At 73.3% G+C, this 26185-nt stretch carries 26 protein-coding genes; 15 read left to right on the forward strand and 11 right to left on the reverse strand.

Features of this window, described 5'->3' with window-relative positions; translation table 11 throughout:
* Positions 1-13: 13 nt before the first annotated feature.
* Together AB0D67_RS04285 and AB0D67_RS04290 are read right to left on the reverse strand one after the other, a co-directional pair.
* Positions 14-994, reverse strand: coding sequence for a YihY/virulence factor BrkB family protein (locus AB0D67_RS04285; protein ID WP_362929738.1), 981 nt, complete (start codon positions 992-994; stop codon positions 14-16).
* Between the two features lie 229 nt (positions 995-1223).
* Positions 1224-1622: a YccF domain-containing protein gene (locus AB0D67_RS04290; RefSeq protein ID WP_362929740.1), complete on the reverse strand. Its 399-nt coding sequence runs from the start codon at positions 1620-1622 to the stop codon at positions 1224-1226.
* A gap of 259 nt (positions 1623-1881) precedes the next feature.
* Between AB0D67_RS04290 and AB0D67_RS04295 the strand changes: the two genes are divergently transcribed.
* The 5 genes from AB0D67_RS04295 to AB0D67_RS04315 all read left to right on the forward strand — a co-directional run bounded on the left by AB0D67_RS04295 (position 1882) and on the right by AB0D67_RS04315 (position 6051).
* Positions 1882-2016, forward strand: coding sequence for a hypothetical protein (locus AB0D67_RS04295; protein WP_362929743.1), 135 nt, complete (start codon positions 1882-1884; stop codon positions 2014-2016).
* Positions 2017-2525: 509 nt separating this feature from the next.
* Positions 2526-4208, forward strand: a complete 1683-nt coding sequence (locus AB0D67_RS04300; RefSeq protein ID WP_362929745.1) for a nitrite/sulfite reductase — start codon at positions 2526-2528, stop codon at positions 4206-4208.
* 40 nt (positions 4209-4248) lie between these two features.
* Positions 4249-4392: an Insertion element protein gene (locus AB0D67_RS04305; protein ID WP_362929747.1), complete on the forward strand. Its 144-nt coding sequence runs from the start codon at positions 4249-4251 to the stop codon at positions 4390-4392.
* Between the two features lie 166 nt (positions 4393-4558).
* Positions 4559-5293, forward strand: a complete 735-nt coding sequence (locus AB0D67_RS04310; protein ID WP_362929749.1) for a phosphoadenylyl-sulfate reductase — start codon at positions 4559-4561, stop codon at positions 5291-5293.
* A complete protein-coding gene (locus AB0D67_RS04315; protein ID WP_362929751.1) occupies positions 5275-6051 on the forward strand; it encodes a sirohydrochlorin chelatase in 777 nt (258 codons plus the stop codon). Before AB0D67_RS04310 ends, AB0D67_RS04315 begins: the two co-directional genes overlap by 19 nt.
* 162 nt (positions 6052-6213) lie before the next feature.
* Here AB0D67_RS04315 and AB0D67_RS04320 read toward each other — a convergent pair whose 3' ends face one another.
* From AB0D67_RS04320 to AB0D67_RS04330, 3 genes are all read right to left on the reverse strand, one after another.
* Positions 6214-7038 (reverse strand): hypothetical protein, encoded by an 825-nt coding sequence (locus tag AB0D67_RS04320; RefSeq protein ID WP_362929753.1) that lies wholly within the window; start codon positions 7036-7038, stop codon positions 6214-6216.
* On the reverse strand, positions 7035-7538 hold the full coding sequence (locus AB0D67_RS04325; RefSeq protein WP_362929755.1) for a SigE family RNA polymerase sigma factor: 504 nt from the start codon (positions 7536-7538) through the stop codon (positions 7035-7037). Before AB0D67_RS04325 ends, AB0D67_RS04320 begins: the two co-directional genes overlap by 4 nt.
* A gap of 120 nt (positions 7539-7658) precedes the next feature.
* On the reverse strand, positions 7659-8447 hold the full coding sequence (locus AB0D67_RS04330; RefSeq protein WP_362929757.1) for a DUF1707 domain-containing protein: 789 nt from the start codon (positions 8445-8447) through the stop codon (positions 7659-7661).
* Between the two features lie 81 nt (positions 8448-8528).
* Here AB0D67_RS04330 and AB0D67_RS04335 point away from each other — a divergent pair, with 81 nt between their 5' ends.
* Both AB0D67_RS04335 and AB0D67_RS04340 read left to right on the forward strand, forming a co-directional pair.
* Positions 8529-9884, forward strand: coding sequence for an ankyrin repeat domain-containing protein (locus AB0D67_RS04335; protein WP_362929759.1), 1356 nt, complete (start codon positions 8529-8531; stop codon positions 9882-9884).
* A 168-nt stretch (positions 9885-10052) separates the two neighbouring features.
* Positions 10053-11720, forward strand: a complete 1668-nt coding sequence (locus AB0D67_RS04340; protein ID WP_362929761.1) for an isovaleryl-CoA dehydrogenase — start codon at positions 10053-10055, stop codon at positions 11718-11720.
* Between the two features lie 81 nt (positions 11721-11801).
* On the opposite strand, the gene AB0D67_RS04345 is transcribed toward AB0D67_RS04340, so the two are convergent.
* On the reverse strand, positions 11802-12635 hold the full coding sequence (locus AB0D67_RS04345) for an NAD(P)H-binding protein (RefSeq protein ID WP_362929763.1): 834 nt from the start codon (positions 12633-12635) through the stop codon (positions 11802-11804).
* 65 nt (positions 12636-12700) lie between these two features.
* Here AB0D67_RS04345 and AB0D67_RS04350 point away from each other — a divergent pair, with 65 nt between their 5' ends.
* From AB0D67_RS04350 to AB0D67_RS04370, 5 genes are all read left to right on the forward strand, one after another.
* Positions 12701-13240 carry a MarR family transcriptional regulator gene (locus tag AB0D67_RS04350; RefSeq protein WP_362929765.1) on the forward strand — a complete coding sequence of 180 codons (540 nt, stop codon included), beginning with the start codon at positions 12701-12703 and terminating at the stop codon, positions 13238-13240.
* A 124-nt stretch (positions 13241-13364) separates the two neighbouring features.
* Positions 13365-13793 carry an OsmC family protein gene (locus AB0D67_RS04355; protein ID WP_362929767.1) on the forward strand — a complete coding sequence of 143 codons (429 nt, stop codon included), beginning with the start codon at positions 13365-13367 and terminating at the stop codon, positions 13791-13793.
* A gap of 355 nt (positions 13794-14148) precedes the next feature.
* Positions 14149-16281: a glycogen debranching protein GlgX gene (gene glgX / locus AB0D67_RS04360; protein WP_362929769.1), complete on the forward strand. Its 2133-nt coding sequence runs from the start codon at positions 14149-14151 to the stop codon at positions 16279-16281.
* A gap of 4 nt (positions 16282-16285) precedes the next feature.
* On the forward strand, positions 16286-17038 hold the full coding sequence (locus tag AB0D67_RS04365) for a pyrimidine reductase family protein (RefSeq protein WP_362929771.1): 753 nt from the start codon (positions 16286-16288) through the stop codon (positions 17036-17038).
* A 164-nt stretch (positions 17039-17202) separates the two neighbouring features.
* Positions 17203-17565, forward strand: coding sequence for a hypothetical protein (locus AB0D67_RS04370; protein WP_362929773.1), 363 nt, complete (start codon positions 17203-17205; stop codon positions 17563-17565).
* 60 nt (positions 17566-17625) lie between these two features.
* Here the strand turns inward: AB0D67_RS04370 and AB0D67_RS04375 are convergent, their stop codons facing one another.
* Entirely contained in the window at positions 17626-19614 is a 1989-nt protein-coding gene (locus AB0D67_RS04375; RefSeq protein ID WP_362929775.1) for a serine/threonine-protein kinase, read from the reverse strand.
* A gap of 444 nt (positions 19615-20058) precedes the next feature.
* Between AB0D67_RS04375 and msrB the strand changes: the two genes are divergently transcribed.
* Positions 20059-20463, forward strand: coding sequence for a peptide-methionine (R)-S-oxide reductase MsrB (msrB, locus tag AB0D67_RS04380; RefSeq protein WP_362929777.1), 405 nt, complete (start codon positions 20059-20061; stop codon positions 20461-20463).
* Positions 20464-20618: 155 nt separating this feature from the next.
* Here msrB and AB0D67_RS04385 read toward each other — a convergent pair whose 3' ends face one another.
* The gene (locus tag AB0D67_RS04385; RefSeq protein ID WP_362929779.1) at positions 20619-21242 is read right to left on the reverse strand and encodes a hypothetical protein; all 624 of its coding nucleotides are present in this window, start codon (positions 21240-21242) and stop codon (positions 20619-20621) included.
* A 51-nt stretch (positions 21243-21293) separates the two neighbouring features.
* On the reverse strand, positions 21294-21434 hold the full coding sequence (locus AB0D67_RS04390) for an Arc family DNA-binding protein (RefSeq protein ID WP_362929781.1): 141 nt from the start codon (positions 21432-21434) through the stop codon (positions 21294-21296).
* Between the two features lie 50 nt (positions 21435-21484).
* On the opposite strand from AB0D67_RS04390, the gene AB0D67_RS04395 reads away from it, so the two are divergent.
* Complete coding sequence (locus AB0D67_RS04395; RefSeq protein WP_362929783.1) at positions 21485-22681, forward strand: transposase; 1197 nt, start codon at positions 21485-21487, stop codon at positions 22679-22681.
* A 119-nt stretch (positions 22682-22800) separates the two neighbouring features.
* Here the strand turns inward: AB0D67_RS04395 and hemQ are convergent, their stop codons facing one another.
* Positions 22801-23511: a hydrogen peroxide-dependent heme synthase gene (hemQ, locus tag AB0D67_RS04400; RefSeq protein WP_362929785.1), complete on the reverse strand. Its 711-nt coding sequence runs from the start codon at positions 23509-23511 to the stop codon at positions 22801-22803.
* Positions 23512-23615: 104 nt separating this feature from the next.
* Entirely contained in the window at positions 23616-25052 is a 1437-nt protein-coding gene (gene hemG, locus AB0D67_RS04405) for a protoporphyrinogen oxidase (protein WP_362929787.1), read from the reverse strand.
* A gap of 132 nt (positions 25053-25184) precedes the next feature.
* Between hemG and AB0D67_RS04410 the strand changes: the two genes are divergently transcribed.
* Positions 25185-26183 carry a DUF4349 domain-containing protein gene (locus AB0D67_RS04410; protein WP_362929789.1) on the forward strand — a complete coding sequence of 333 codons (999 nt, stop codon included), beginning with the start codon at positions 25185-25187 and terminating at the stop codon, positions 26181-26183.
* Positions 26184-26185: the final 2 nt, after the last annotated feature.

Raw genomic sequence — 26185 nt, forward strand, 5'->3', positions numbered from 1 at the left:
CGCCAGTCGCGCTTCAGACGATAGCGGACTGACCGGTGCGAGTGGCGCGGCCTGCGCCGTCGACGGGCCACAGGCGGTCCACCTCGGCGTTCAGCGTGGCTCCGATGAGGACGGCCAGCGCCGTGATGTACAGCCACAGCAGCAGCGCGATGGGGGCGGCGAGCGAGCCGTACACCGACACCGGGGAGAACCAGGCGGCGAGGACCTCGCGCAGCACGGCGGCGCAGGCGATCCAGATGATCAGGGCGAGCAGGGCCCCCGGCAGCTCCCGCCACCAGCGCGTCCGCACCGGGACGCTCACGTGGTAGAGCAGGGTCAGGAAGATCACCGAGCCGGTGACGACGACCGGCCAGTAGAGGCCGTCGACCAGGGAGGCGTAGTCGCGGGGCAGGACGCCGTGCAGCACCACCGGCCCGAGGACGAGGACCGGCATGATCAGCAGCCCGATCAGCAGGCCCGCGACGTAGAGGCCGAAGGACATCAGGCGGGTGCGGATGATGCCGCGCTCGTCGCCGAGGCCGTAGGCGACCGAGATCAGGTCCACGTAGACGAACAGGGCGCGCGAGCCCGACCAGAGGGCCAGCACGAAGCCCACGGAGATCAGCGGGACCTGTTTCTGCGGGTTCAGGACGTCGTCGACGAGCGGGGTGACGACGGTGTTCACGGCGTTGTCGGTGAACAGCAGGTGGGCCTGGGACTGGATCCAGCTCCGGACGTCCTGCACCGTCTCCGGGCCGAACACCCCGGTGAGCCGGCCGACCAGGCCGATCAGGCCGAGGGTGAACGGCGGCAGCGACAGCAGCGCGAAGAAGGCCGCCTCCCCGGCCAGGCCGGTGACGCGGTAGGCGATGCCCGCGTTGGTGGTGGCGGTGGCGAGGGCCCAGGTGCCCGTGCCGCGCAGCCAGGTCAGCCCGGCCCGCAGCCGGGCCACGCGTCCACGCGATGTGGGCTTCTCCGGCCCCGGCCGGTGCGCCTGGGCATCAGTGGACGTCATGCCACACAACGGTATGCCCAGTGCCTCTTGATCACGAACCGTCCGGCCATGGTGCCGGCGCGTGTCCGGCGACCCTTCTGCCCCGGTCCGGGGGCACGGCGGGCTCCGGGTCGGGGGCGCGCCGGGCTCCGGGTCGGGGGCGCGCCGCCGAACGCCGACGGTTCCCCGGGCTCCGGGCCGGGCACGCCGCCGAACGCCGCCGGCTCTCCGGGCTCCGGGCCGGGGCGCGTCAGCGCCGGTAGAGCAGGTCCGGGTCGTCCACCGGGACGATCCGGGCGCCCAGTGGCAGCAGGGAGACGGGGATCAGCTTGATGTTGGCGATCGCCAGGGGGATGCCGATCACCGACAGGAAGAGCGGTATCGACGTCAGCAGATGCCCGATGGCCAGCCAGATCCCGGCCACGACGCACCAGATCACGTTCCCGATCGCCGACATCGCGCCCGCCCGGGGGTCGCGCACCACGGTCCGGCCGAAGGGCCACAGCGCGTACGCGGCGATCCGGAACGAGGCGATGCCGAACGGGATCGTGACGATCAGAACGCAACAGATGATGCCCGCGAGGACGTAACCGGCGGCCATCCAGATTCCGGCGAACACCAGCCAGATCACGTTGAGCAGGGTCCTCATATTTCGAGGATGGCAGGCCGGATCCGGACGGTTCCATCGGGTACGTCCCGGACTCTTCCCTGGCCCCTTCCACGAAGACCCCGGGGAAGGGGCCCGGAAAGGCTCCGGGAAGGAGTCCCGGGGAGGAGTCCCGGGGAGGAGTCCCGGAAAAGCTCCATGAGGAACGCCCCCGGACGCTTCCGGGACCCGTCCGGGGGCGCGGCGGGACCCGGAGCCGGGGATTCCGGGGCCGCCCGGATGAAGACGGCACAATGGAAGAATGATCTGCGACCTGTGCAAGGAGCGCCGCCACGACGAGTGCCGGGGTGGCTCGTGGTGCGACTGCCAGCACAAGACCACCGAGCAGGCAGGGAAGGACAAGGAGTCGGAGCTGGGCTGGCCACGCCAGGGGTGAGGCGGCGCCCGCGGTACCGGGTGAACCGCCCGCGGTACCGGATGGATCGCGCGCCGTACCGGGCGAACCGCGCGCCGTACCGGATGAGTCGCGCGCTGTACCAGGTGAGCCGCCCGCCGTACCGGGCGGGTCGCGGGCCGGGAGGGCGCCCGGGACCCGCGAAGGGCTCCGCGGCGGGCCAAGGTTGGCCCTGGCGGCGGTCCAGAGTGTGGACCGCACATTGGACATCTCCCACCATCACGGTATCGTCAGAGACATGCCAGCGGACCCGTTGCTCGTCGTGCGACGCCACGTCGACCTCCTGCGTGTCCGCAGCGCCATCTGTTGTGACGTCCGTTGACCGACGCCCACCGCTGATTCCATCCGGCTGCGGGCGCGCGACAGGCGTCCTTCTTCCCTGAAGCGAAGCCTTCTCTGAAGCGAAGCGACCCCCGTACTCGACGGCGAGGCGGGAGGTGCGCCGCCCGCGCGTGCCCGAGATCACCTCATCGATCGTGAAGGACGCGCGCATGACGACCCCGGCCAGGCCGGCAAACCGGCACCACAAGCGCCCGCGCGGCGAGGGTCAGTGGGCTCTCGGTTACCGCGAACCGTTGAACAAGAACGAGGAGAACAAGAAGAACGACGACGGGCTCAACGTCCGTCAGCGGATCATCGACATCTACTCCAAGCACGGCTTCGACTCCATCGACCCCGCCGACCTGCGGGGCCGGATGCGCTGGTACGGCCTCTACACCCAGCGCCGGCCCGGCATCGACGGCGGCAAGACCGCGATCCTGGAGCCGGAGGAGCTCGACGACCGCTACTTCATGCTCCGGGTCCGCATCGACGGCGGACGCCTGGACCTGCGGCAGCTGCGTGCCATCGCCGACATCTCCAACCTGTACGGCCGCGGCACCGCCGACGTCACCGACCGGCAGAACATCCAGCTCCACTGGATCGAGATCGAGTCCGTCCCCGACGTCTGGGAGCGGCTGGAGGCGGTGGGCCTGTCCACCACCGAGGCGTGCGGCGACACCCCGCGCGTCATCCTGGGCTGCCCGCTGGCCGGGATCGACGCCGGGGAGGTGCTCGACGGCACCCCGCACATCCGCGAGATCCACGACGCCTACATCGGCGACCCGGCGTACTCCAACCTGCCGCGCAAGTTCAAGACCGCGGTGAGCGGCTGCCCGGCGCACTGCACGGTGCACGAGATCAACGACGTGGCGTTCGTCGGCGTCGTCAACGAGCGCGGCGAGGCCGGCTACGACCTGTGGGTGGGCGGCGGCCTGTCCACGAACCCGATGCTGGCCAAGCGGCTGGGCGTCTTCGTCACACCCGAGCAGGTCTCGGCGGTCTACGGCGGCGTGATCGGCATCTTCCGCGACTACGGCTACCGCCGCCTGCGCCACCGGGCGCGGCTGAAGTTCCTGGTCAGCGACTGGGGCGTGGAGAGGTTCCGGGAGGTCCTGCAGACGGAGTACCTCGGGTACGCCCTGCCCGACGGCCCGGCGCCCGAGACGCCGCGCGGCGGCCGCCGCGACCACGTGGGCGTCTTCCCGCAGAGGGACGGCAACTTCTACGTCGGCTTCGCGCCCAGGGTCGGCCGGCTCAGCGGCGACACGCTGCACCTGATCGCCGACATCGCCGAGCGGCACGGCTCGGACCGGGTGCACACCACGGTCGAGCAGAAGATGGTCATCCTGGACGTCGCGCCCGACCGGGTGGACAGCCTCGTCGCCGAGCTGGAGGCCGCCGACCTGCGGGTCAACCCCTCGACCTTCCGCCGCCAGACCATGGCGTGCACCGGCATCGAGTTCTGCAAGCTGGCGATCGTCGAGACCAAGGCCGTCGCGTCCGACCTGATCGACGAGCTGGAGCGGCGGCTGCCGGACTTCACCGAGCCGCTGACCATCAACGTCAACGGCTGCCCCAACTCCTGCGCGCGCATCCAGGTCGCCGACATCGGCCTGAAGGGCCAGCTCGTCGTCAACGACGCGGGCGAGCAGGTCGAGGGCTTCCAGATCCACCTGGGCGGCTCCCTGGGGGTCGACGCCGGTTTCGGCCGCAAGGTCCGGGGCCTGAAGGCCACCGCCGCGGAGCTGCCCGACTACGTCGAGCGTGTGGCGCGCAACTTCACCAAGCAGCGCGACGAGGGCGAGACGTTCTCCGAGTGGGTGCGGCGGGCCGACGAGGCGGACCTCAAGTGAGACGCGGCGCCGTACGGCGGGGCTCCGGGAGGGGGCGGCGATGAGCGAGCGGATGGCCCCCTTCCACTGCCCGTACTGCGGCGAGGAGGACCTGGAGCCCTACGAGGGCGACGGGGGCTGGTACTGCCGCTCGTGCGCCCGCGCCTTCCGGCTGAAGTTCCTCGGGATCGGGGTGCGGTCGTGACCGGCCACGGCACGGCGGACGATACGGCGGGCGGGACGGGACGACGCGGGACCGGCGCGGCGGACGGCTCGCCGAGCGGTTCGGCGAACGGCGTGATGAGCGGGGCGAACGGGGCGGCCGGTGCGGCGCGAGCGGCACGGGCGACCCTCACGGCGGATTGGGAGTGATGAACGTGAGCATCGTTGACATCGAGATCGGTCTGAACCGGCAGCGGGCCGGGTTCGACCTGCAGGACATCGCCGAGTCCGCGGCCGTGTTCCTGGAGGACGCCCCGGCCCTGGAGATCATCCGGTGGGCGGCGGCCACCTTCGGCGACCGGCTCTGCCTGACCTCCTCGATGAGCGACGCCCTGCTGATCGACCTGGTCAGCCGGGTGAAGCCGGGGATCGACGTGTTGTTCATCGACACGGGCTACCACTTCGCCGAGACGATCGGCACCCGGGACGCGGTGCGACAGGTCTACGACGTGAACGTGATCGACGTCAAGCCGTCCCGCACGGTCGCCGAGCAGGAGCGCGACCTCGGGCCGCGGCTGTTCGGCCGCAACCCCGACCTGTGCTGCTATCTGCGCAAGGTGGAGCCGCTCAACCGGGCGCTGGAGCCGTACCTCGCCTGGGTGTCCGGCATCCGCCGCGACGAGGCGGTCACCCGTTCGGACGTCAGGGTCGTGGAGTGGGACACCAAGCGCCAGATGGTGAAGATCAACCCGATCGCCCGCTGGACGCAGGACGACGTCGACAACTACATGGCCGACAACGGCGTGCTGATCAACCCGCTGCACTACGACGACTACCCCTCGATCGGCTGCGCGCCCTGCACCCGGCAGGTCGCCCCCGGCGAGGACCCGCGCAGCGGCCGCTGGGCCGGGATGGGCAAGACGGAATGCGGGCTGCATCTGTGACGCCGCCCGTCCCCGGCTCTCCGCCGGTGACGCCGCTGGTCGCGGTGGCGCACGGGTCGCGTGACCCGCGCGCCGCGGCGACGGTGGAGGAGCTGCTCGGCCTCCTGCGGCGGGAGCGGCCGGAGCTTCCGGTGCGCGCCGCCTACCTAGACCACGCCGCCCCGACGCTCGCCGCGGCGCTGTCGGGGCTGGACGAGGCGGTGGTGGTGCCGCTGCTGCTCACCGCGGCCTACCACAGCCGGGTGGACATCCCCGGTTCGCTGGCCGAGATCACCGCCCGCCGCCCGGCGCTGCGCACCCGGGTCGGCGGCACCCTGGGGCCGCACCCGCTGCTGGTCGCCGCCCTGGAGCGCCGGCTCACCGAGGCCGGGGTCGAGCCCGGTGACCCGGACACCGCGGTGGTGCTGGTGTCGGCGGGCTCCAGCGACCCGCGGGCCAACGCGACGGTCGCCGCCGTCGCCACCGACTGGGCCCGCCTGCGGGGCTGGTGGTCGGTGGGCGTCGCCTACGCCTCGGCCGCCGAGCCCACCCCGGAACGGGAGGTCCGCCGCCTGCTGTCGGCCGGCGCCCCGCGGGTGGCGGTGGCTCCCTATCTACTGGCCCCCGGCCACTTCGCCGACCGGACCCGTGACGCCTCGCTCGCCGCGGGCGCGGCCGTCGTGGCCGGGGTGCTCGGCGCGGCCCCCGAGGTCGCGGCGGTCCTGGCGGAGCGCTACGACGAGGCCGTACGGCGCCGCCCGGCGTCCGCCTCGGCCTGACCTCCCGGTAAGACCTCGGCCCGACCTCCCGGTGGGACCGCGGCCTGACCTCCCGGTGGGACCGGGGCCCGCCGGGGCCGGGCCCGCAGACCTCGGCGGCTCCCGCACTCCGAGGCCCCGAGACCAGCGATTCCGGGGTCCGATCCCCCGGGGCCCGGTGTCTCAGCCGCCTTCCCCGCCGCTTCCCGGACTCGGCTTCGCGCCGTCCCGGCCGTCCCCGGGGCAGCGCACCGCGACGATCCGGCCGTCGAGGGGGTCCGTCACGACGACGGCGCCCGGACAGGTGGGCTCGACCCGGATCTCGTCGGCGAAGCGGCAGCCGGGGCCGCCGTCGCAGGGCTCGGTCCGGGTGAGCGTGACGGTGACGCCGATGTCGGCCCGGGTCTTCGGGGCGTCCGCGACGACCTGCCGGGCGTCCCGGTCGCCGGCCAACGGGAGGCCCTGCCGCCGCACCGAGCCGGGCGGGACCACCGCGATCTCCAGCCGCCCGGTCTCGGACTCCGGGAACAGCATGGCCATACTCTTCGAACGGTTCTGGTCCTCCAGCCCTTCGCGGCAGGTCTGGGCGTTGCGATATCTCCCGTCCTCCCAGTAGAGGAGCTCCGCGCCGAACGGGCAGTGGACCGCGACCTGCGTCATCGTCCCGTACTGCCGCGCGGGCAGGTCGAGGGGCAGCCGCTCGCCCATCCTGGAGAATCGCTTCTCCAGGATGACGTCGTTGACGTAGCGGGCGCCGTACCGGGGCGTCGGCTGGGCCATGACGCCGGTCCAGACGTCGTCGGGGACGACGGTGGCGCCGGTCCCCGGCAGGGTGAGCGCCGCGACGGCGGCGAGGCCCGCCGCGAGGGTCCCGCCCAGCGCCGCGGCGCGGCGGCGTCTGATCCGCCGGACCCGCCGGTCGACGGCGGCGACGGTCACGCCCCCGCGGTGGCCGTCGTCGCCCTCGGCCGCCAGGATCTCGCGCAGTTCCGGCTCTGTGATCGTCAACTCGGCTCCCCTGAGGTGGTCGCGGCGATCGCCGCGGGATCGACGCGCAGCTTCGCCAGGGCCCGGCTGGCCTGGCTGCGGACGGTGGCCACCGAACAGCCGAGGATCTCGGCGATCCGCGGGTCGGGCAGGTCGGCGAAGTAACGCAGCACGACCACGGCCCGCTGCCGGTCGGGCAGCGCCGCCAGGGCCTGCCGTACGGCCTCGCGCGTGCCGACCTCGCCGGTGCGGTCCTCCCCCGCCGTGTCGGGCAGCGCCCCGGTGGGCACCTCGCCCCGCCAGCGGCGCCGCCACCAGGAGGCGTGGGTGTTGGTGAGGATGCGGTAGACGTAGGGGTCGGGGTCGTCGCCCACCCGCCGCCAGGCGAGCCACGCCTTGGCCAGCGCGGTCTGCAGCAGGTCCTCGGCCGTGCCCCAGTCACGGCACAGCAGGTAGGCGGCCTGTAGCAGGCGGGCCGAGCGCTGCTCGACGTACCGCTCGAAATCGGCTCTGTCTCGCACTCGCCGTCCTCGGTGTCTCGGTGACCTTCCACCGATCACTACGCTCCGGCGGCCCCGGGACGTTGCACGCCTCGAACGGATCTTCCTGGAAACGGCCCGGGACGGGGGCGGGCCGGAGGCTCAGTAGCGGCGGTCGCGCCGCTCGTCGCGGCGGTCGCGGCGCTCCTCGCGACGCTCCCACCGGTCCTCCCGGCGGTCTTCCCATCCGCGCGGGGGCAGGGGCGGCCGCGGCCTCTCGGACAGCTCGCCGTACGCCCGCTGCCAGTGCTCCTTCCAGGCCGCCCACGCCTTCTCGATCGGGCGCGCCCGCGAGTCGCCGACCACCTTGATCTCGCCCATGAGCGCGTAGGCCCGCACCCGGACGAGCGGCGCCCGCATGCCCTCGGGGGCCTCGATGACCTGGACCTTCTTCTCTCCCATGATCGCGAAGCCGTCGATCTCGACGTCCACGCCGTCGGGGACGATGATCTTCACCGATCCCATGACCGCGGTGGCGATGATGTCGACCACGTCGGTGCGGACCTCGGCCTGGCGCAGGTCGATCACGACCTCGCCCATCACCGCGGCCGCGCCCAGCGCCCGGTCGATCCGCCACTTGCCGCGGCGCTTGGACTCGCTCATGACGGCCACGAGCCAGCGCCGCGGCCGGCCGCCCTCCGGCCGCGCCGGAGCCGGGAAGGCCGGAGCCGGGAAGGGGGCCGGGGCCGGGGCGGGCCCGGGGCCCTGCGCCGAGGGAAGGTCGGAGGTGAGGACGGCGAGGTCGGCGTGGGTGACGGCGGTGTAGGCGGCCTCGGTGCGCTCGGTCAGCTCTCCGAGGGTGAGCCGTCCCTCGACGGAGGCGACGCGGAGCAGCTCGACCGCGGCCTCCCGCTCGGCGTCGGAGACTCGCATCGCACCCGGATCACTCATGAATCACAACATATCGCGATACAGGCGGTCCGTGGATCCCTCTCCAGCAGGAGAACCCGTCCGGCGCCTATCATCCGGAGGATGTACGCAGAACTTCTGGAAGCGGTGACCGGGAACGACGCCGAGGAGGTCGGGCGCCTGCTCCGGGACGGCGCCTCCCCCGACCCGGACGGCGCCGACGAGACGACGGCCCTGTACCGGGCCGCGACCGGCGGCCACGTGGAGATCGTACGGGCGCTGCTGGCCGCGGGGGCCGACCCGAACCGGATCGGCGGCGGCGAGGACGAGGGCCTGCCGCTGTGCGGCGCCGCCTCCTGGGGCCGCACCGAGACCGTGGAGGCGCTGCTGGCCGCGGGGGCCGACCCCGGCCGCAGGGAGAGCCACGGCTGGACCGCCCTGCTGTGGGCCGCGGCCGGCGGCCACGCCGGGACCGTCCGGGCCCTGCTGACGGCCGGTGCCTCCGCCGAGGACGCCAACGACGGCGGGGAGACCGCGCTGACCCTGGCCACCCGGCGCGGCGCGCTCGGCGTGGTGCGCCTCCTGCTGGACGCCGGGGCCGACCCCACCCGGGCCGACGGCGAGGGCGACACGCCCCTGTCCATCGCCTACGACTGGCTCGGCACCCACCTGGAGAGCGCGCTGCTGGAGCAGCTCGCCGAGCGGGCGCCCGAGGACGCGGACTTCACGGTGAGCCGCGCCCGCGCCGAGGACGGCACCGACCTGGTCACCGTCACGGCGCTGCGGCCGGACGGCGGGGCCTCCGAGATCGTGTGCCAGCGCGGCCACGCGGCCGTCGCGACCCTCCTGGAGGACGCGACCGATGAGCGCGCGCCGTTCGGGGACCTGGTCGAGCGGGCGCTGCCGTACCGGGACCTCGACGAGGAGGCCGAGACCTGGTGGACGGTGGCCGACTCGCTGGGCGGGCGGGCCGACGAGGAGACGTTCGAGGCGGCGGCGGAGCTGTGCGTGAGCGAGGACCCGCGCAGGCGGGAGTTCGCCGCCGACGTGCTGTCCCAGCTCGGCGCCCACAGGGACCACGGGTCCTCCCCGGCGGGGACGGACGCGGACGGAGACGGTGACGGGGACGACCGGCCGTTCCTGGAGCGGACGCTGGCGATCCTGCGGCGGATGGCCGTGACCGAGGGCGACGAGCGGGTGCTGCGCTCGGTGCTCGGCGCGCTCGGCGGCCAGGCCGACCCGCGTGCCCTGCCCGAGGTGCTGTCGATCATCACCGCGGAGGGCTGGACCCGTACCCAGGCCGACCCGGCCGCGCTGGCCGCCGTCCTGCCGCCGGGCCACGCCGAGGGGCTGGAACTGCTCGTCTCGATGACCGGGGACCCCGACGAGGAGGTGCGCCACTGGGCCTCCACGGGCCTGGCCGGTCTGGCGGAGCACCGTGAGGAGGTCCGCGCCGCGCTCGCCGCCCGGGGGCTCTGAGTCGCACGAGGACCTCCGGTCGCTCGGGAGGCGGGAGGCGGGAGGCGGGAGGCGGGAGGACCGGGCGGAGGCACCGCGAGGAGGTCCGCGCCGCACCGGCCGCGCGAGGGCTTTGAGATGATGCCGGGACCCGGCGAAAGGGCCGGTCCGGCATCCTCGGAGGCACCCGTGACCCCTGACGCGACCCACGAGGTCTTCAACCAGGCACCCCCGTTCACCGGCCACGACGTCTCGGCCGACCCGGCGCTCCTCGAAGGCGTGACGCGCGAGGGCGCCGGCTGGGCCGCGGGCGGGCTGGGCCGGCTCGGCGTGCTCGCCGGCTCCGAGGAGGCCGCCGAGTGGGGACGGCTGGCCAACGAGCACCCGCCGGTGCTGCGCACGCACGACCGCTACGGCAACCGGATCGACGAGGTGGAGTTCCATCCCGCCTGGCACGAGCTGATGACGGTCGCCGTGGAGAACGGCCTGCACGCCGCCCCGTGGGCCGACGCCCGGCCCGGCTCCCACGTGGCCCGCGCCGCCGGGTTCTACGTCTGGAGCCAGGCCGAGGCCGGGCACGGCTGCCCGATCTCCATGACCTACGCCGCGGTCCCGGCGCTGCGCCACTCCCCCGCTCTGGCCGCCGAGTGGGAGCCCCTGCTGGCCTCGGGCCACTACGACTTCGGGCTGCGCCCGCCGCTCGGCAAGCGCGGCGTGCTCGCCGGGATGGGCATGACCGAGAAGCAGGGCGGCTCCGACGTGCGCGCCGGCACCACCCGCGCCGAACCCCTGGGCAACGGCTCCTACGCCCTGACCGGGCACAAGTGGTTCAACTCCGCCCCGATGTGCGACGCGTTCCTCGTCCTGGCCCAGGCGCCCGGCGGGCTGACGTGCTTCCTGCTGCCCCGCGTGCTGCCCGACGGCGCCCGCAACGCCATGCGGCTGATGCGGCTGAAGGACAAGCTGGGCAACAGGTCCAACGCCAGCGCCGAGGTGGAGTACCACCGCGCGCTCGCCTGGCCGGTCGGCGAGGAGGGGCGGGGCGTGCGGACCATCCTGGAGATGGTCAACATGACCAGGCTCGACTGCGTGATCGGCTCGGCGGCCGGCATGCGGTACGGCGTGACCCGGGCCGTGCACCACACCGCGCACCGCGCCGCGTTCGGCCGGAGGCTGGCCGACCAGCCGCTGATGCGCAACGTCCTGGCCGACCTGGCGCTGGAGTCGGAGGCCGCGACCACGCTGATGACCCGGCTGGCCGGCGCCACCGACCGGGCGGTGGCCGGGGACGCCGCCGAGGCGGCGCTGCGCCGTACGGCGCTGGCGGCCGGGAAGTACTGGGTCTGCAAGCGCGGCCCGGCGCACGCGGCCGAGGCGATGGAGTGCCTGGGCGGCAACGGCTACGTCGAGGAGTCGCAGATGCCCCGGCTGTTCCGCGAGTCGCCGCTGAACGGCATCTGGGAGGGTTCGGGGAACGTGGCCGCGCTGGACGTGCTGCGTGCCCTGCGGCGCGAGCCGGACGCCCTGGACGCCTTCCTGGCCGAGGTGGCGCTCGCCGCCGGGGCCGACCGGCGCCTGGACGAGGCGGCCGGGCGGCTGGGCAAGACCCTCGCCGACCCGGACGGGGCGGAGCTGCGCGCCCGCGCCGTCGCCGAGGACATGGCGCTGGTGCTGCAGGGCTCGCTGCTGGTGCGGCACGCGCCCGCGGCCGTCGCCGACGCCTTCTGCGCCTCGCGTCTCGCGGGCGAGGGGGGCCGGGCGTTCGGCACGCTCCCGGCGGGCCTGGACCTGGACGCGATCATCGACCGCGCCGCCGTACGGCCCGCGGCTCCCCCGGCCGGGAACTCCCGCGGCTGAGGCGAGGGGCGACGTCGTGCCCGCCGGTCACCACCTGCCCGGCCAGGCGCCGTCCGATGCCGATGGCCGTGATCGCGGGTTTCATCGGCGTCCTTCCCCGGCGAAGGCGGCGTGGTGATCCATCGCCCAGGCGGCGTACGTCCGTGCCGGCCGGCCCAGCAGCCGCCGTACGGTGCCGGTGGTGGGTCCGGCCTCGCGGGCGTAGTCGGCCAGCGAGCCGAGCAGCCGGTCGGGCACCTCTTCGGGCAGGCCGGCGGCGAGCATGCCGCGACGCACCTCCTCAGGTGCGGTCTCGACGAACGACAGTGCCCGGCCGAGCGCCACCCCGATCGCGGCCGTCTTCTCCGGCTGGCTCAGCGACTGCTCGCCGGTGAGCAGGTACGTCTGGCCGGCGTGCCGCGGGTGGGTCAGGGCGAGAGCGGCCACCGCCGCGATGTCGCGCTCGTCGACGGTCGAGGTCCTCGCCTGCGGGTACGCCCCCCGCACCGCTCCGGTCGCCCGGATCTGTCCGGCCCAGGCCAGGGTGTTGGCGGCGAAATCGGCGCAGCGCAGGATCGTCCAGTCCAGGCCGCACGCCCTGACGATGTCCTCGGCCTCCTGGAACTCCCGCCGGAAGCGCGCCTGCCCCGCCGGGTACCGCACGGTCACGGCGGACAGCACCACGACCCTTCTCGCGCCCGCCTCCCGGGCGTGGGCCAGGACGCCGGAGACGGCGGCTCCGACGGCACGCGGGCTGAGCAGGACGGCCTCCACGCCGTCGATGGCGGCGATCTCGGCGGGATGGACGAGCCGGGTGCCCGCCGGGAGGCCGGCGTGCGGGTCGCGGGTGACGGCCGCGACATTCGCCCCTCCCTCGACCAGCAGCCGGACGACCTCCCGGCCGACGACCCCGGTGGCTCCGGTGATCAGGATCACGGCAGTCTCCTTTTGAAGTCATATAATACGAAACTCATAATATATGGATCGGGTACTGATACACCATGGATCACCTGGAGTCCGGAGACCGGCGCATTCACCGGCGGCTCACCGGCCAGATCAAGGACGCCCTTCGCGACCTGAACAACCGGCTGTCGATGCTCAACCGCCAGGTCGGCGTCCACCTCTCCCTCAAAGACATCGACATGGACTGTCTCGACCTGATCAGCCGGCACGGGCCGCTGAGTCCGAGCGCCCTGGCCCGCCGGGCCAGGCTGCATCCGGCCACCGTGACCGGGATCCTCGACCGGCTGGAGCATGCCGGTTGGATCGCCCGTGAACGCGACCCCGCGGACCGGCGCGCCGTCACCGTCCGGGCGCTGCCCGACCGCGGGAGGGAGATGCACCGGCTGTTCGCCGGCATGAACTCGGCGATGGACTCGATCTGCGCCGAATACGACGAACGGCAACTCAAGCTGCTCGCCGATTTCCTCCGCAAGGCCGCCGACGCCGGGCTTACCGCGACCCGGGACCTCGCGGCCGACACCTCCTCCGGCGACTCCGGCGCTCCCGGCGCTCCCGGCGCTCCCGGCGCCCGATCCTGAGCCGGGCGGGCGCCGGTCCCCGCGAGGGACGGGGCCGGATTTCCGGGGGCGGCGGGGCCCGGTCGCCCCCGCGGCGCGGAGTAGGGTCGATCGGGTAGCACCCATGATCGAAAGGACTATCGCCATGGCGACGACACGTACCGCGACCACGCAGTGGAAGGGCGCCCTCCTCGACGGTTCGGGCACCGTCTCGCTCGACACCTCGGGCGTGGGCACGTTCGACGTGTCCTGGCCCTCCCGGGCCGAGCAGGCGAACGGCAAGACCTCGCCCGAGGAGCTGATCGCGGCGGCGCACTCCGCCTGCTTCTCGATGGCCCTGTCGCACGGCCTGGCGCAGGCGGGCACCCCGCCGCAGACGGTCGCCACCAAGGCCGACGTGACCTTCCAGCCCGGCGAGGGCATCACCGGCATCGTCCTGTCGGTCCGCGCCCAGGTGCCTGGGCTGTCGGCCGAGGAGTTCCGGACCGCCGCCGAGACCGCCAAGGCGAACTGCCCGGTGAGCAAGGCCCTGGCGGGGACGACCATCACCCTCGACGCCGAGCTGGTGGACTGACCGCCGTCCCGCCCGGTCCGTCCTGTCCGCCCGCGTCCCGCCGCCCGGTTCCTTGCGGGCGGCGGGACGCGGGCGGGCGCATAGACTCTGCCGGAAGCTCTCCGGCGGCGCGCCGCGCGGGGGATCGGGCGCCCAGGGTCGTGCCCCCGGTCCCCGCGGCCCGGCCGGGGCCCGCCGCCCACCGGGGTGAGGAACGGGCGGCCGGGGAGCCCCCCGTGGGCGCGGCGCCGCCGCCGAGGACGGGCCACGACGGCGTGGCCGTCCGCCTCCCCTCATGCCCCTCTCGTGGCGCGAATGGGACACGGGTCCGTGGCACCCTGCACACGAGGGTGTGATTGGAGGAGAATAGGGCTACATGCGCGAAATATGGCCGGGAGAGCCGTACCCCCTCGGTGCCACCTGGGACGGTGCGGGGACCAACTTCTCCCTGTTCTCCGAGGTGGCCGAGCGGGTAGAGCTGTGCCTCTTCGACGACGACGGCCGCGAGGAGCGGATCGACCTCCCCGAGGCCGACGGTTTCGTCTGGCACGGCTATCTCCCGGGCGTCATGCCCGGACAGCGGTACGGCTACCGCGTCCACGGCCCCTACGAGCCCTCCCAGGGGCACCGCTGCAACCCCGCCAAGCTGCTCATCGACCCCTACGCCAAGGCCGTCGACGGCGAGGTCGAGTGGAACGAGGCCCTGTTCGCCTACGCCTTCACCGACCCGTCCGCGCGCAACGACGACGACAGCGCCCCGTTCATGCCGAAGAACGTGGTGGTCAACCCGTTCTTCGACTGGGGCGACGACCGGCTGCCCCGCACGCCGTACCACCAGACCGTGATCTACGAGGCGCACGTGCGCGGGCTGACGATGTGCCATCCGGCCGTCCCGGCCGAGCAGCGCGGCACCTACGCCGGGATCGCCCACCCCGCGGTCGTCGAGCACCTGCGGAGCCTGGGCGTCACCGCGGTCGAGCTGATGCCGGTGCACCAGTTCGTGCCCGAGCACGCCATGGTCGCCCGGGGCCTGACGAACTACTGGGGCTACAACACCATCGCCTACCTCGCCCCGCACGCCGCCTACGCCTGCTCGGGCCGGCGCGGCGAGCAGGTGATGGAGTTCAAGGCGATGGTGCGGTCGCTGCACGAGGCGGGGATCGAGGTCATCCTCGACGTGGTCTACAACCACACCGCCGAGGGCGACCACATGGGCCCCACCCTGGGCTTCCGGGGCATCGACAACTCCGCCTACTACCGGCTGCACGACGGCGACCGGCGCTACCACCTCGACTACACCGGCTGCGGCAACTCCCTCAACGTCCGCTCGCCGCACGCGCTGCAGCTCATCATGGACTCGCTGCGCTACTGGGTGCTGGAGATGCACGTGGACGGCTTCCGGTTCGACCTGGCCGCCGCCCTGGCCCGGGAGCTGCACGACGTCGACCGGCTGAGCGCGTTCTTCGACCTGATCCAGCAGGACCCGGTGATCTCCCAGGTGAAGCTGATCGCCGAGCCGTGGGACGTCGGCCCCGGCGGCTACCAGGTCGGCAACTTCCCGCCGCTGTGGACGGAGTGGAACGGCAAGTACCGCGACACCGTACGCGACTTCTGGCGGGGCAACGGATCGGCGCTGCCGGAGTTCGCCTCCCGGCTGACCGGCTCGGCCGACCTGTACGCCTCCTCCGGGCGCCGCCCGGTGGCCTCCATCAACTTCGTCACCTGCCACGACGGGTTCACCCTGAACGACCTGGTCTCCTACGACCGCAAGCACAACGAGGCCAACGCCGAGAACAACCGCGACGGCACCGACGACAACCGGTCGTGGAACTGCGGCGCCGAGGGGCCGGTGGACGACGAGGGGATCAACCGCCTGCGCCGCCGCCAGCGCCGTAACCTCCTGACCACCCTGTTCGTCTCGCAGGGGGTGCCGATGCTCTCCGCCGGAGACGAGTTCGGCCGCACGCAGGGCGGCAACAACAACGCCTACTGCCAGGACAACGAGGTCTCCTGGGTCGACTGGTCGCTCGCCGGGCGCGAGCGCGACCTGCTGGAGTTCGTCCGGAGCCTGTCGCAGTTGCGGAGCGAGCACCCCGTCCTCCAGCGGCGCCGGTTCTTCCATGGCCGCCGGGCCGACGACGGCACGCGCGACATCGTCTGGTTCACCCCGTCGGGCGAGGAGATGACGGCCTCCGACTGGCACACCGGCTACGCCAAGTCGCTCGCGGTCTTCCTGAACGGCGACGCCATCACCGAGCCGGGCCCGCGCGGCGAGCGGATCACCGACGACTCGTTCCTGCTGCTGGTCAACGCCCACCACGAGGACATGACGTTCACCGTCCCCGGGGGGCGGTACGGGGCGCGGTGGGAGTCGGTGCTGGACACCGCCGAGGAGCGGCCCGGCGGGTCGGCCGGGGAGTCCTGGCCGGCCGACGCCAAGGTCGCGGTGACCTCGCGCTCGGTGCGGGTCCTGCGCCACCGCCGGGACCCGGAGGGTGTGCCAGGGTAGGGGGATGCGCCTCATCCATCCCGTCCCCGGTGGGGACGCCGGGCTCCGCGAGCCCCGCGAGCCCGGCCTCACGGAGCTCGCGGAGCTCTACGCCTACCCCGGCGACCGGTGGCTCCGGCTCAACATGGTGGCCAGCGCCGACGGCGGGACCTGGCTGGACGGGCTGTCCGGCGGGTTGTCCGGCCGGGGTGACCGGAAGGTCTTCGGGGTGCTGCGCGGGCTGGCCGACGTCGTCCTGGCCGGGGCGGCGACCGTGCGGGCCGAGGGGTACGGCCCGGCGAAGCCCAGGAGGTCGTGGGAGGCGCTGCGCGCGGGCCGTACGGCCGCCCCGCCGATCGCGGTGGTCACCGCGAGCCTGGAGCTGGACCTGTCGGGCCCGCTGTTCGCCGAGACCGGTCCGGACGCGCGGACCATCGTCGTCACCTGCGAGGCGGCCCCCCGCGGCCGGCGCGAGGAGGCGGCCCGGCACGCCGAGGTGATCGTCGCCGGCCGGGAGCGGGTGGACCTCGCCCTGGCGGTCGGGGAGCTGGGCGAGCGCGGCCTGGGGCGGGTGCTGTGCGAGGGCGGGGCGAGGCTCAACGCCCAGCTCGCCGCGGCCGGCCTGGTGGACGAGCTGTGCCTGACGGTGAGCCCGCTGATGATCGGCGGGGACGCCGCCCGGATCCTCCACGGCCCGGCCTCGTCGACCCGGCTGCGCCTGGCCCACGTCCTGGAGGACGAGGGGTTCCTGCTCACCCGGTACGTCAGGGAGGGCTGAGGGGCCGCGTCCCGGGCGCCGTGCCGTTGGCCGCCGGACCCCGGCGGGCGGCGGGCTCCCGCGTACGGCGGGCCCCCGCAGGTGCCGGACCCCGTGGACGGCGGGCTCCCGCGGACGCCGGACTCCCGTGGACAGTGGGTGAAATAAGCGATATATCTCGCTCCATGGAGAAGAGATCATCCACCGGTGACGAGCTGCGCGCCGCCGTCGAGGCCCGCCGGGAGCTGGGTCCCGAGTACGAGGACTCCCTCATCGAGGGATTCCTGGACAAGATGGGCCAGGAGATCGACCGGCGGGTGGAGGAGCAGGTCGCCGCCCGCGTCCCGCAGCGGCAGCCCAAGGCCCCCGGGGTCCGGCCGGGCGTGGACGCCGGGCAGCGCCTGGCCCTGGCGATCGTCTCCATCGTGCTCGGCGTCGGCAGCACGGTCGCCTTCGCCGTCACCGGCGCGAACGGAGGTCCGATGATCCTCGTCTGGATCGGGATCGTCGTCGTGAACATCGCCTTCGCCGCAGGCTCCCGCCGCTGACCCTCTCCCCGGGACTCCCCCGGGACTTCCCCCTGACTCCCCCGTGCTCCCCATGCCCCCTCAGAGCACGTCGGTGGACAGGCCCGCCACCCGGAGGTAGGTCCGGCGGGCCTCCTCCCCGAAGTACGGTGACACCGACCGGTCGTAGCGGCCGTTCCCGTTGGCGTCCTCGAAGGCCGAGACGACGCCGCTGACGTATCCCGTCTTGCGGTCCGGCTCGTACCGGATGATCAGCGGACCGCCGTCGGCGCCGGGGGTCATCGGACACCCCAGCGCCTGTTCGGCGCCCCTGGACGCTTTCAAGGGAGGGGTGCGGAAGCACCGGAAAGGGATGTCACCCGTGCGGGAGGGCGCCCCGTCGGGATGGGCCCCCTCCGGGTAGCCGAAGACATCGGCCTTCTCGCGACCTGATCCGTTCCACGCCAGCCCCTGCGCCCCGACGGCCTCGGCCAGACGCTTGCCGCCCGCGCCGTAGACGGTGACGAACGCGTAGTCGTGACCGCGGTCGCCGAAGGCCACGAACTTCGGGTGGACGGCCGCGGAGGAGCCCGGGTAGATCCCGAAGAGGGCCTTGCCCCGGTGGTAGGCCGGCACGAAGACCAGCGAGGCGACGGCCGCGCGCCGCTTCGGGTCGTAGAGGCAGTGCCCCGCGGTCACCAGGAGGTTGCCGGCCTCGGAGTTCACCGAGGTGGCCGAACACCAGTGGCGGCGCTCCCCTGCCCGGAAGAACACCTTGCCGACCGTCTGGGGGGTGTACGCCCCGATGTGGCTGGGCTTCTCCTCCCCTCGCAACGGCTCCAGATCGTACGGGGAGACCGTGGCGGGGTCACCCACGTCCACCGCTTCGGCGCCGCTCCCCCGCGACCCGGATCCGGCGGCGCCCTCGTACGGCACGGCCGCCTCCAGCGCCTCCGGCGTCCACTCCGCCACGACCTCCCCGGCGGCCTGCCGGGAGCCCGCCAGGGTGATCAGGGAGGAGGACGCGGCGGCCCCGTCGTCTCCCTGCGAGTCGTCGGCGGGCCGGCTGTTCACGTACAGGAAGACCGCGCCCGCCACCGAGGCGGCGAGGACCGCCGCGGCCGGCAGGCGGAGCGGTGCGGCCTTCCCGCCGGACACGGTCCTTCGGAGGCTCCGGCGGAGGGAAGGGCTCGACGGCTCCGTCTCCGGCTCCCCGGGTCCGTCCCAGGCGGGTTCCTCCTGGATGGGTACGCCCTGAATGGGTTCCTCCGGGAGCCGGTCCGCGGCCGGATCGCCGCCGACGAGGGCCATCAGCAGTTCCCGGGCGGAGGGCCTGGCGGCCGGGTCCTTGTCCAGGCAGCGGGCGATCAGCGGCCGGAGGTCCGCGGGGAGCGCCGAGAGATCCGGGTCCGCCTGCAGGATCCGGTACATCACCGCGGGGAAGTCGCGGCCGAAGGGGGGCCGTCCCGTGGCCGCGTAGACCATCGTCCCGGCCCAGCCGAAGACGTCCGACGCGGCGCCGACGTCGCCGCCGGAGAGCTGTTCGGGCGACATGTAGGCGGGGGTGCCGATCCCCCCGGTGGTCGACGCCGCGGAGTCCAGGGCGCGCGCGATGCCGAAGTCGATCACCTGCGGGCCGCCGGGGCCGATGAGGACGTTGCCGGGCTTGAAGTCACGGTGGACGACTCCGGCGCGGTGGATGGCGGCCAGCGCGGCGGCCGTGCTCACCGCCAGACGGTGCAGCGCCCCGGCGCCGTAGGGCCCCTCCCCCTCGACGATCTCCGCCAGGGAGGGACCGTCGACGTACTCGCTGACCACGTAGGGCCGCTCGTGGTCGACCGCCGCGTCCAGCACCCTGACCGTGCTGAACTCCGCGACGCTGCCCGCCGTCCGGACCTCCCGGAGGAAACGTTCCACCGCGCGGGGGTCGGCGACCTTCTCCGGGTGGATCGCCTTGACCGCCACCCGCTCGCCCGAGGACGTCTCGGCGAGGTAGACCACGCCCTGCCCGCCCTGCCCGATGCACCCGAGCAGGCGGTAGCCGCCCAGATGGCTGGGATCCCCAGCGCGTAAGGGCCGGATCGTTGGCATGCGGTCTCCCCCGGGAACCGAATGGATCGATCCCGCAGACCATAGCAAAAGCCGCGATCATCGATTCCGGCACCGGAGAACACGCCGTTCCCGTCCGGTCACCCCGGATCACGAGAGAGGGGGTCGGGCGGCCCGTCCCGGAGTCACCTCGGCGGCGGGACCGGGCTCTCGACGGGGCGGACCGCGCGACCACCCGCCCGCTCACCGGCCCGGACGCTGGCGCGTCGTCCGGCCGACGGCCACCTGGTCGTCCTGTTGGCCCATGGACGGCCCGACGGGTGGTCTGACCCCTCAGCGGGAGGGAGAACCCTCCACATCTGCTAAGACGCAAAACCCGACATAAATGGATGCTTCATCACAAAGATTTTTTTCCCGGCATTCCGGACGCGCAGTCCCGGCAGGCACGTGGTCCCGGCGGGAACACCCGCCGCATAGGCTGGGGGGATGGACAAGGTGGTCAAGAGCGACGCCGAGTGGCGCGCCCAGCTCTCTCCCGAGGAGTACCAGGTGCTCCGCCAGGCAGGCACCGAGCGCCCCTTCACCGGGGAGTACGTCGACACCAAGACCGTGGGCGTCTACAGCTGCCGGGCCTGCGGCACCGAGCTGTTCCGGTCCGACACCAAGTTCGAGAGCCACTGCGGCTGGCCGAGCTTCTACGAGCCGTCGAAGTCGGACGCGGTGACCCTCATCGAGGACCGCTCGCTCGGCATGGTCCGGGTCGAGGTCCGGTGCGCCACCTGCGACTCGCACCTCGGGCACGTCTTCCACGGCGAGGGGTACGGCACCCCCACCGACGACCGCTACTGCATCAACTCCGTGTCACTGCGACTGGAGCCGGCCGACGGCTGACGGCCCCGGCCTCGCACGGGCGGCCCCGCCGGAGTGGGCACCCCTCCCGGCCGGGCCCGCCCCGGCCGCACCCCCGGTACGGCGAAGCCCCGCGAGGCGGGGCCTAGGTTCTGTGGTGTGGGTCCTCGCCACGGCGCGGATCCACGAAACAGAACTCAGCCGCCGGGCTTGGGATAGGTGACGCGGCAGTCGGAGTCACCGGGGCCCAGGATGTTGGCCAGGACGGGATTGCCGTTCTCACCGAACCTCGCCTGCACGAAGACGACGGGGTTCACCGAGCCGAGCTCCCCCACGAGATAGTCGAGACCGGTCTCGCACAGCTTGATCGCCTGCTTGGAGTTGTCCGCAGAGTCCGGCAGGTCGGTGTATATCCGCAGGTAGCCGCCGACGACGCGGATGTCCTTGACCCGCTTCGTCGCCTTGTGCGCCGCGAAGTAGGCGAACGCCCTCGGATCGCTGTGCTTGGACGGCCCGTCCGCCTTGGCCGCGTCGCCGGACCCATGGCCGCTGCCCGCCTTGCCGCCGGGCAGCACGCCCACCGCCCTGCCGTCCCCGGCGCCCTGCTGCGGCGCGGCCAGAAGGTGCTTCTGCGCCTCCGGGACGGGCGGCGGGTCCGCGGCGAGCATCGAGCGGCCCAGCGCCAGGACCGCGACCGCCAGCGCGGTCGCGCCGACCGAGACCTCCAGGACCCGCGGCCGGGCCCTTCTTCTGCGGCGCCCGCCCCCGCGCCCCGTGGACCGTGCCAGACCCGCGCCCGTGTTCACCTTCGGCCTCACCATGACCTCCGGAGGATGCCCCGGCCTTCAGGCCGGGGAGGAATCCGGACCCCGTCAGGGACGGCCCGCCGAAGGCGGGACGGCCTGCTGGAGGATGTGCAGCACCTGCGCGTGCAGGGATCGGTGTTCATGTTCGGCCAGCTCCTTGAGCCGCGCGTGGAAGTCGTCGGGAAGTCGCAGTGTGATCTGTTTCATGACATCAGAATACCCGCAGCGAGCCGCCTTCATAATGGTAGAATGATGTCATGTCCCGCTACCGGCTCTCCCCGACGCCCGCCCAGGAAGCGGCGCTGGCGGAGCACTGCGGGCACGCCCGGTTCGTGTGGAACCTCGCCGTGGAACAGCACGCGCACTGGAAGCCGGGACGCACGTCCGCGCCGGGCTTCGCTGAACAGTGCCGCCAGCTCACCGAGGCACGCACCGAGTTCGCGTGGCTGCGCGGCGGGTCGATCATCGTGCAGCAGCAGGCCCTCAAAGACTTCGCCCAGGCCATGAGCAACTTCTTCAGCAAGACCCACAAGCGGCCGACGTGGCGCAAGCGCGGCCGGGGCGAGGGATTCCGGATCGTCGCGGTCAAGGCCGGAGACGTCCGCCGCCTCTCGCGCAACGCGGGCGAGGTGAAGGTCCCCAAGGTCGGCTGGGTGCGGTTCCGCTGGTCGCGCCTCGTCCCCGACGGCGTGAAGTCCTACCGCATCACCCGCGACCGGGCCGGCCGCTGGCACGTGGCGTTCGCCGCCATCCCCACCCCGGTCCCCGCACCCGGCACCGGCGAGATCGTCGGCGTCGACCGGGGCGTCACCGTCTCGGCCGCCCTGTCCACCGGGGAGATGCTGCGCGTCCCCGGCCTGCGGAAGGCCGAGAAGAGCCGTCTGCTGCGGCTTCAGCGCAAGGTCTCGCGCGCCAAGCGCGGGTCGAACCGGCGCGTCAAGGTCAAGCAGGCGATAGCCACGCTGAAGGCGCGCGAGACCGACCGGCGTAAGGACTGGGCCGAGAAGACCAGCACCGATCTGGCCCGCCGGTTCGACGTGATCGCCGTCGAAGACCTGAAGGTCCGCACCATGACCAGGGCGGCCAGGGGCACGATCGAAGCACCTGGCCGCAACGTCCGCCAGAAGGCGGGCCTGAACCGGGGCATCCTCGCCGCCGGGTGGGGCCGGCTCGTGACCCGGCTGGAGCACAAGGCTCCGGGCCGCGTCCAGAGAATCGACCCGCGTTACACGTCGCAGACCTGCAACGCCTGCAAGCACACCGCCCGGGAGAGCCGCGAGAGCCAAGCCCTCTTCCGATGCGTCGCCTGCGGGCACCAGGCCAACGCCGACGTCAACGCGGCGCGCAACATCAAAGACACCGCCGCAGGGCATGCGGTGGCTGCACGGGGAGGCCCGCCGCTGGGCGCGCTCGTGAACCGTGAACCTCAACCCGACCTCCCCCCAGCGGCGTAGGAACGGTTGGAATCCCCCGCCTTCAGGCGGAGGAGGATGTCAAATAGACAGGTGTTTTCCCCGAGTATGACAACGCCCGGGGAACTAATCGAGCGTTTCACCGGATTCGCCGGCGCGGCCTACGGCAGCGCCGCCACCAGCTCGCCGACGGGCTTGCGGATGCCGGTGTAGAAGGGGATCTCCACCCGGGTGTGCCTGCGGGCCTCGGCGCCGCGCAGGGTGCGCATCAGGTCGACGATGCGGTGCAGGTCGTCGGCCTCGAAGGCGAGCATCCACTCGTAGTCGTTCAGCGAGAAGCAGGAGACGGTGTTGGCCCGCACGTCGGGGTAGTCGCGGGCCATCCGGCCGTGCTCGGCGAGCATGCGGCGCCGGTCGGCGTCGTCCAGGAGGTACCACTCCAGGGAACGGACGAACGGGTAGACGCTCACGTACCCGCGGGGCTCCTCCTCGGCGAGGAACGCCGGGATGTGCGACTTGTTGAACTCCGCCGGGCGGTGCAGCGCCATGACCGACCAGACCGGCTCGGTCAGCTCCCCCAGCGCGGTGCGGCGGAAGCGCGAGTAGGTCTCCTGCAGGTCCTCCGGGGTCGGCGCGTGCCACCAGAACATGAAGTCGGCGTCGGCCCGGAAGCCCGCCACGTCGTACAGGCCGCGGGTGACCACGTCCTTCTCCGCCGCCTGCGCCAGGAGGGCCTCGACCTCCTCGGCCATGCCCTCTCGTCCGGTCGCCGGGCAGCGCTCACGCATCCTGAACACCGACCACATCGTGTAGCGGATCACCTGGTTCAGGTCGCGCGCCTTGGGCCTCGGGTTCCCGTCCGTCGTCCTCACCCCTCCGGGAGCCCCGCGGGGCTCCGTCGTCCTCGTCGTTCCCGACGTGTTCTTCGTGTGCGTCGTGTTCGTGTTCGTCGTGCCGGCCGTCTCGGGCCGCCCGGTCAGCGTGCCTTCGACGACTCCTTCCGCCATTCTCCCGTGGGGTCCAGGTGGTCCAGGATCCGGGCCGCCGCCGTACGGGCGGTGGAGACGACGGCCGGGATGCCGACGCCGTCGTAGGCGGCGCCGCACAGCGCCAGGCCGGGCCGGTCGGCGACGGCCGCGCGGATGCGGGCGACCCGGTCGAGGTGGCCCACCTCGTACTGCGGCAGGGAGCCGCCCCAGCGGGTCACCCGGGAGTCGAGCGGCAGCCCGCGCACGCCCATGACCTCGGCCATCTCGGCCGTCGCCAAGGCCACCAGCTCGGTGTCGTCACGTTGGAGCACCGCCTCCTCGCCCAGGCGGCCGATCGAGCAGCGCAGCAGGACGAGCCCGGAGGCGGTCTCGGTCAGGTGCGGCCACTTGACGGAGCTGAACGTGACGGCCTTGACCGGGCGGCGGTCGGCCGCCGGGACGAGGTAGCCGCTCCCCTCGGGCAGCCGGGGGAACGCATCGCGCGGGTAGGCCAGGCTGACGATGGCCATGCTCGCGTACTCGATCCGGGCCAGCTCGGCCGCGGCCGCCGGGACCTCCTCCGCCAGCAGGCGGCTCGCCGGGGTGGCCGGGACGGCGAGGACCACGGCGTCGGCCTCGACGACCTCCGGCGCGGGCACCGGTCCGGTCACCAGCCGCCAGCCGTCCCCGGTGCGCCGCAGTTCCCGCACGGTGACTCCGGTCCGCACCCGCGCCCCGGAGGCGGCGGCGACCGCCGCGGGCAGGCTGCCCATCCCCTCTCGCAGGGAGGTGAAGACGGGCCCGGCGTCTTTCGGCGCCTCGGCGGCGATGTGGCGGGCGGCGTTGAGCAGCGACCGCTCCGAGCGGGCCGCCATGGCGATCTTCGGCATCGTCGCGTCCAGCGAGAGCCGTTCGACCCGGCCCGCGTAGACGCCGCCGAGCAGCGGCTCGACCAGGCGGTCGACCACCTCGGCGCCCATCCGGGCGCGGATGTAGGCGGCCACCGACACGTCGGTGTCGATGAGCGTGGCGGGCAGCACGAGGTCCAGCGGCACGCGCGCGAGGCCGCCGGGCGACAGGATGCCCGACCCGGCGAGCGCCCCCAGGTCGGAGGGGACGCCCATGACCTGCCCGGCGGGCAGCGGCCGGGGTGTGCCGCGGGTGAGGATGGCGCCCTGGGTGGTGCCGGGCGTCCGCAGCTCATCGCCCAGGCCGGCCAGCCGTGCCAGCTCCTTGCCCTCGGGCCGCCGGGCGAGCATCGCCTCGGCCCCGACGTCCACCTGGACCCCGGCGACCTCGGCGGTCAGGAGCTTGCCGCCGGCCCGCGGGGCGGCGTCGAGCACCGTCACCTCGACGCGGTCCCCGGCCCGCCCGAGATGCCACGCCGCGGCCAGCCCCGCGATCCCCCCGCCGACGACCACCACGTGGTGACGCTTGCGTTCCATGGATGTCGACCGTATCGCCCGCCGCGCGCGCCCCGGCATCCGCCACCCCCGTGATCGCGCGGCGCGGAGAACGTGATGCCATCGTGACCGCGTGTACTCAACCCCGCCGGACAAACCTCCGTCAATCAGGACATGAATAGATTCCGGTACGGCTTACGGCCGGCGATCGCGCTGGCGGCCGCGGTGTTGGCTCTGACCGCGTGCGCCGGCGGCGAGAGCGCCCAGATGGACTCGACGTCGGGCGAGGCCGCGCCCGCCGCGCCACAGGCCGTCTCAGCGGACCAGGCCGGCGCCGACTCGGCGGCCTCCGGGGGCAGGGCGGAGAGGAGCCGCACGGCCGCCACGGGAGCGCCGGCCGAGCAGGTGAACCCGGTCCCCCAGGACCGGCAGATCGTCTACACCGCCGAGCTGACGGTTCGGGTCAAGGACGTCGCCGCCGCGTCGGACCGGGCGCGCGCGCTCGTCGACACCGCCGGCGGCTACCTCGCCACCGAGCGGTCCGACTCCTCCGGCGGCGACCAGGGCAGCGCGAACCTGGTCTTCAAGATCCCGCCGTCGGCCTACCCCGGAGTGCTGAACCGCCTGGGCAAGGAGCTCGGCGTACGGGAGTCGGTGCAGCAGAACACCGAGGACGTCACCGAGAAGGTGGCCGACGTCGACAGCCGGGTGCGGTCGGCGAAAGCGTCGCTGGACTCGCTGCGCGCCCTGCTGAAGCGGGCGGACAAGATCGGTGAGGTGCTGGAGATCGAGAGGGAGGTCTCCAGCCGCGAGACGGAGCTGGAGGCGCTCCAGGCCCGTCAGCGGTCGCTCGCCGCCAAGACGAGCATGGCGACGCTGACGCTGAACCTGGTCGGCCCCGAGGTCGTGGTCCCCGAGCCGGAGGAGGAGTCGCCGGGCTTCCTCGGAGGTCTGCGGACGGGCTGGCGGAGCTTCGTCGAGGCCCTGAAGATCGGCCTCACCGTGCTGGGCGTGCTGCTGCCCTGGACGATCGCGGCCGGGCTGGTCTGGCTGGTGGTGGTGTTCGTGCTGCGCCGTACCCGCCGCAGCCGTCCGGCCCCGCCTCCCGCGCCGCGGGAGGAGTGGCGGGAGGAGCCGCGGGGGGAGAAGCCCGCGGCCGTCGAGGAGACGTAGGA

The organism is Streptosporangium sp. NPDC048047 (assembly GCF_040653115.1).
Lineage (GTDB): Bacteria > Actinomycetota > Actinomycetes > Streptosporangiales > Streptosporangiaceae > Streptosporangium.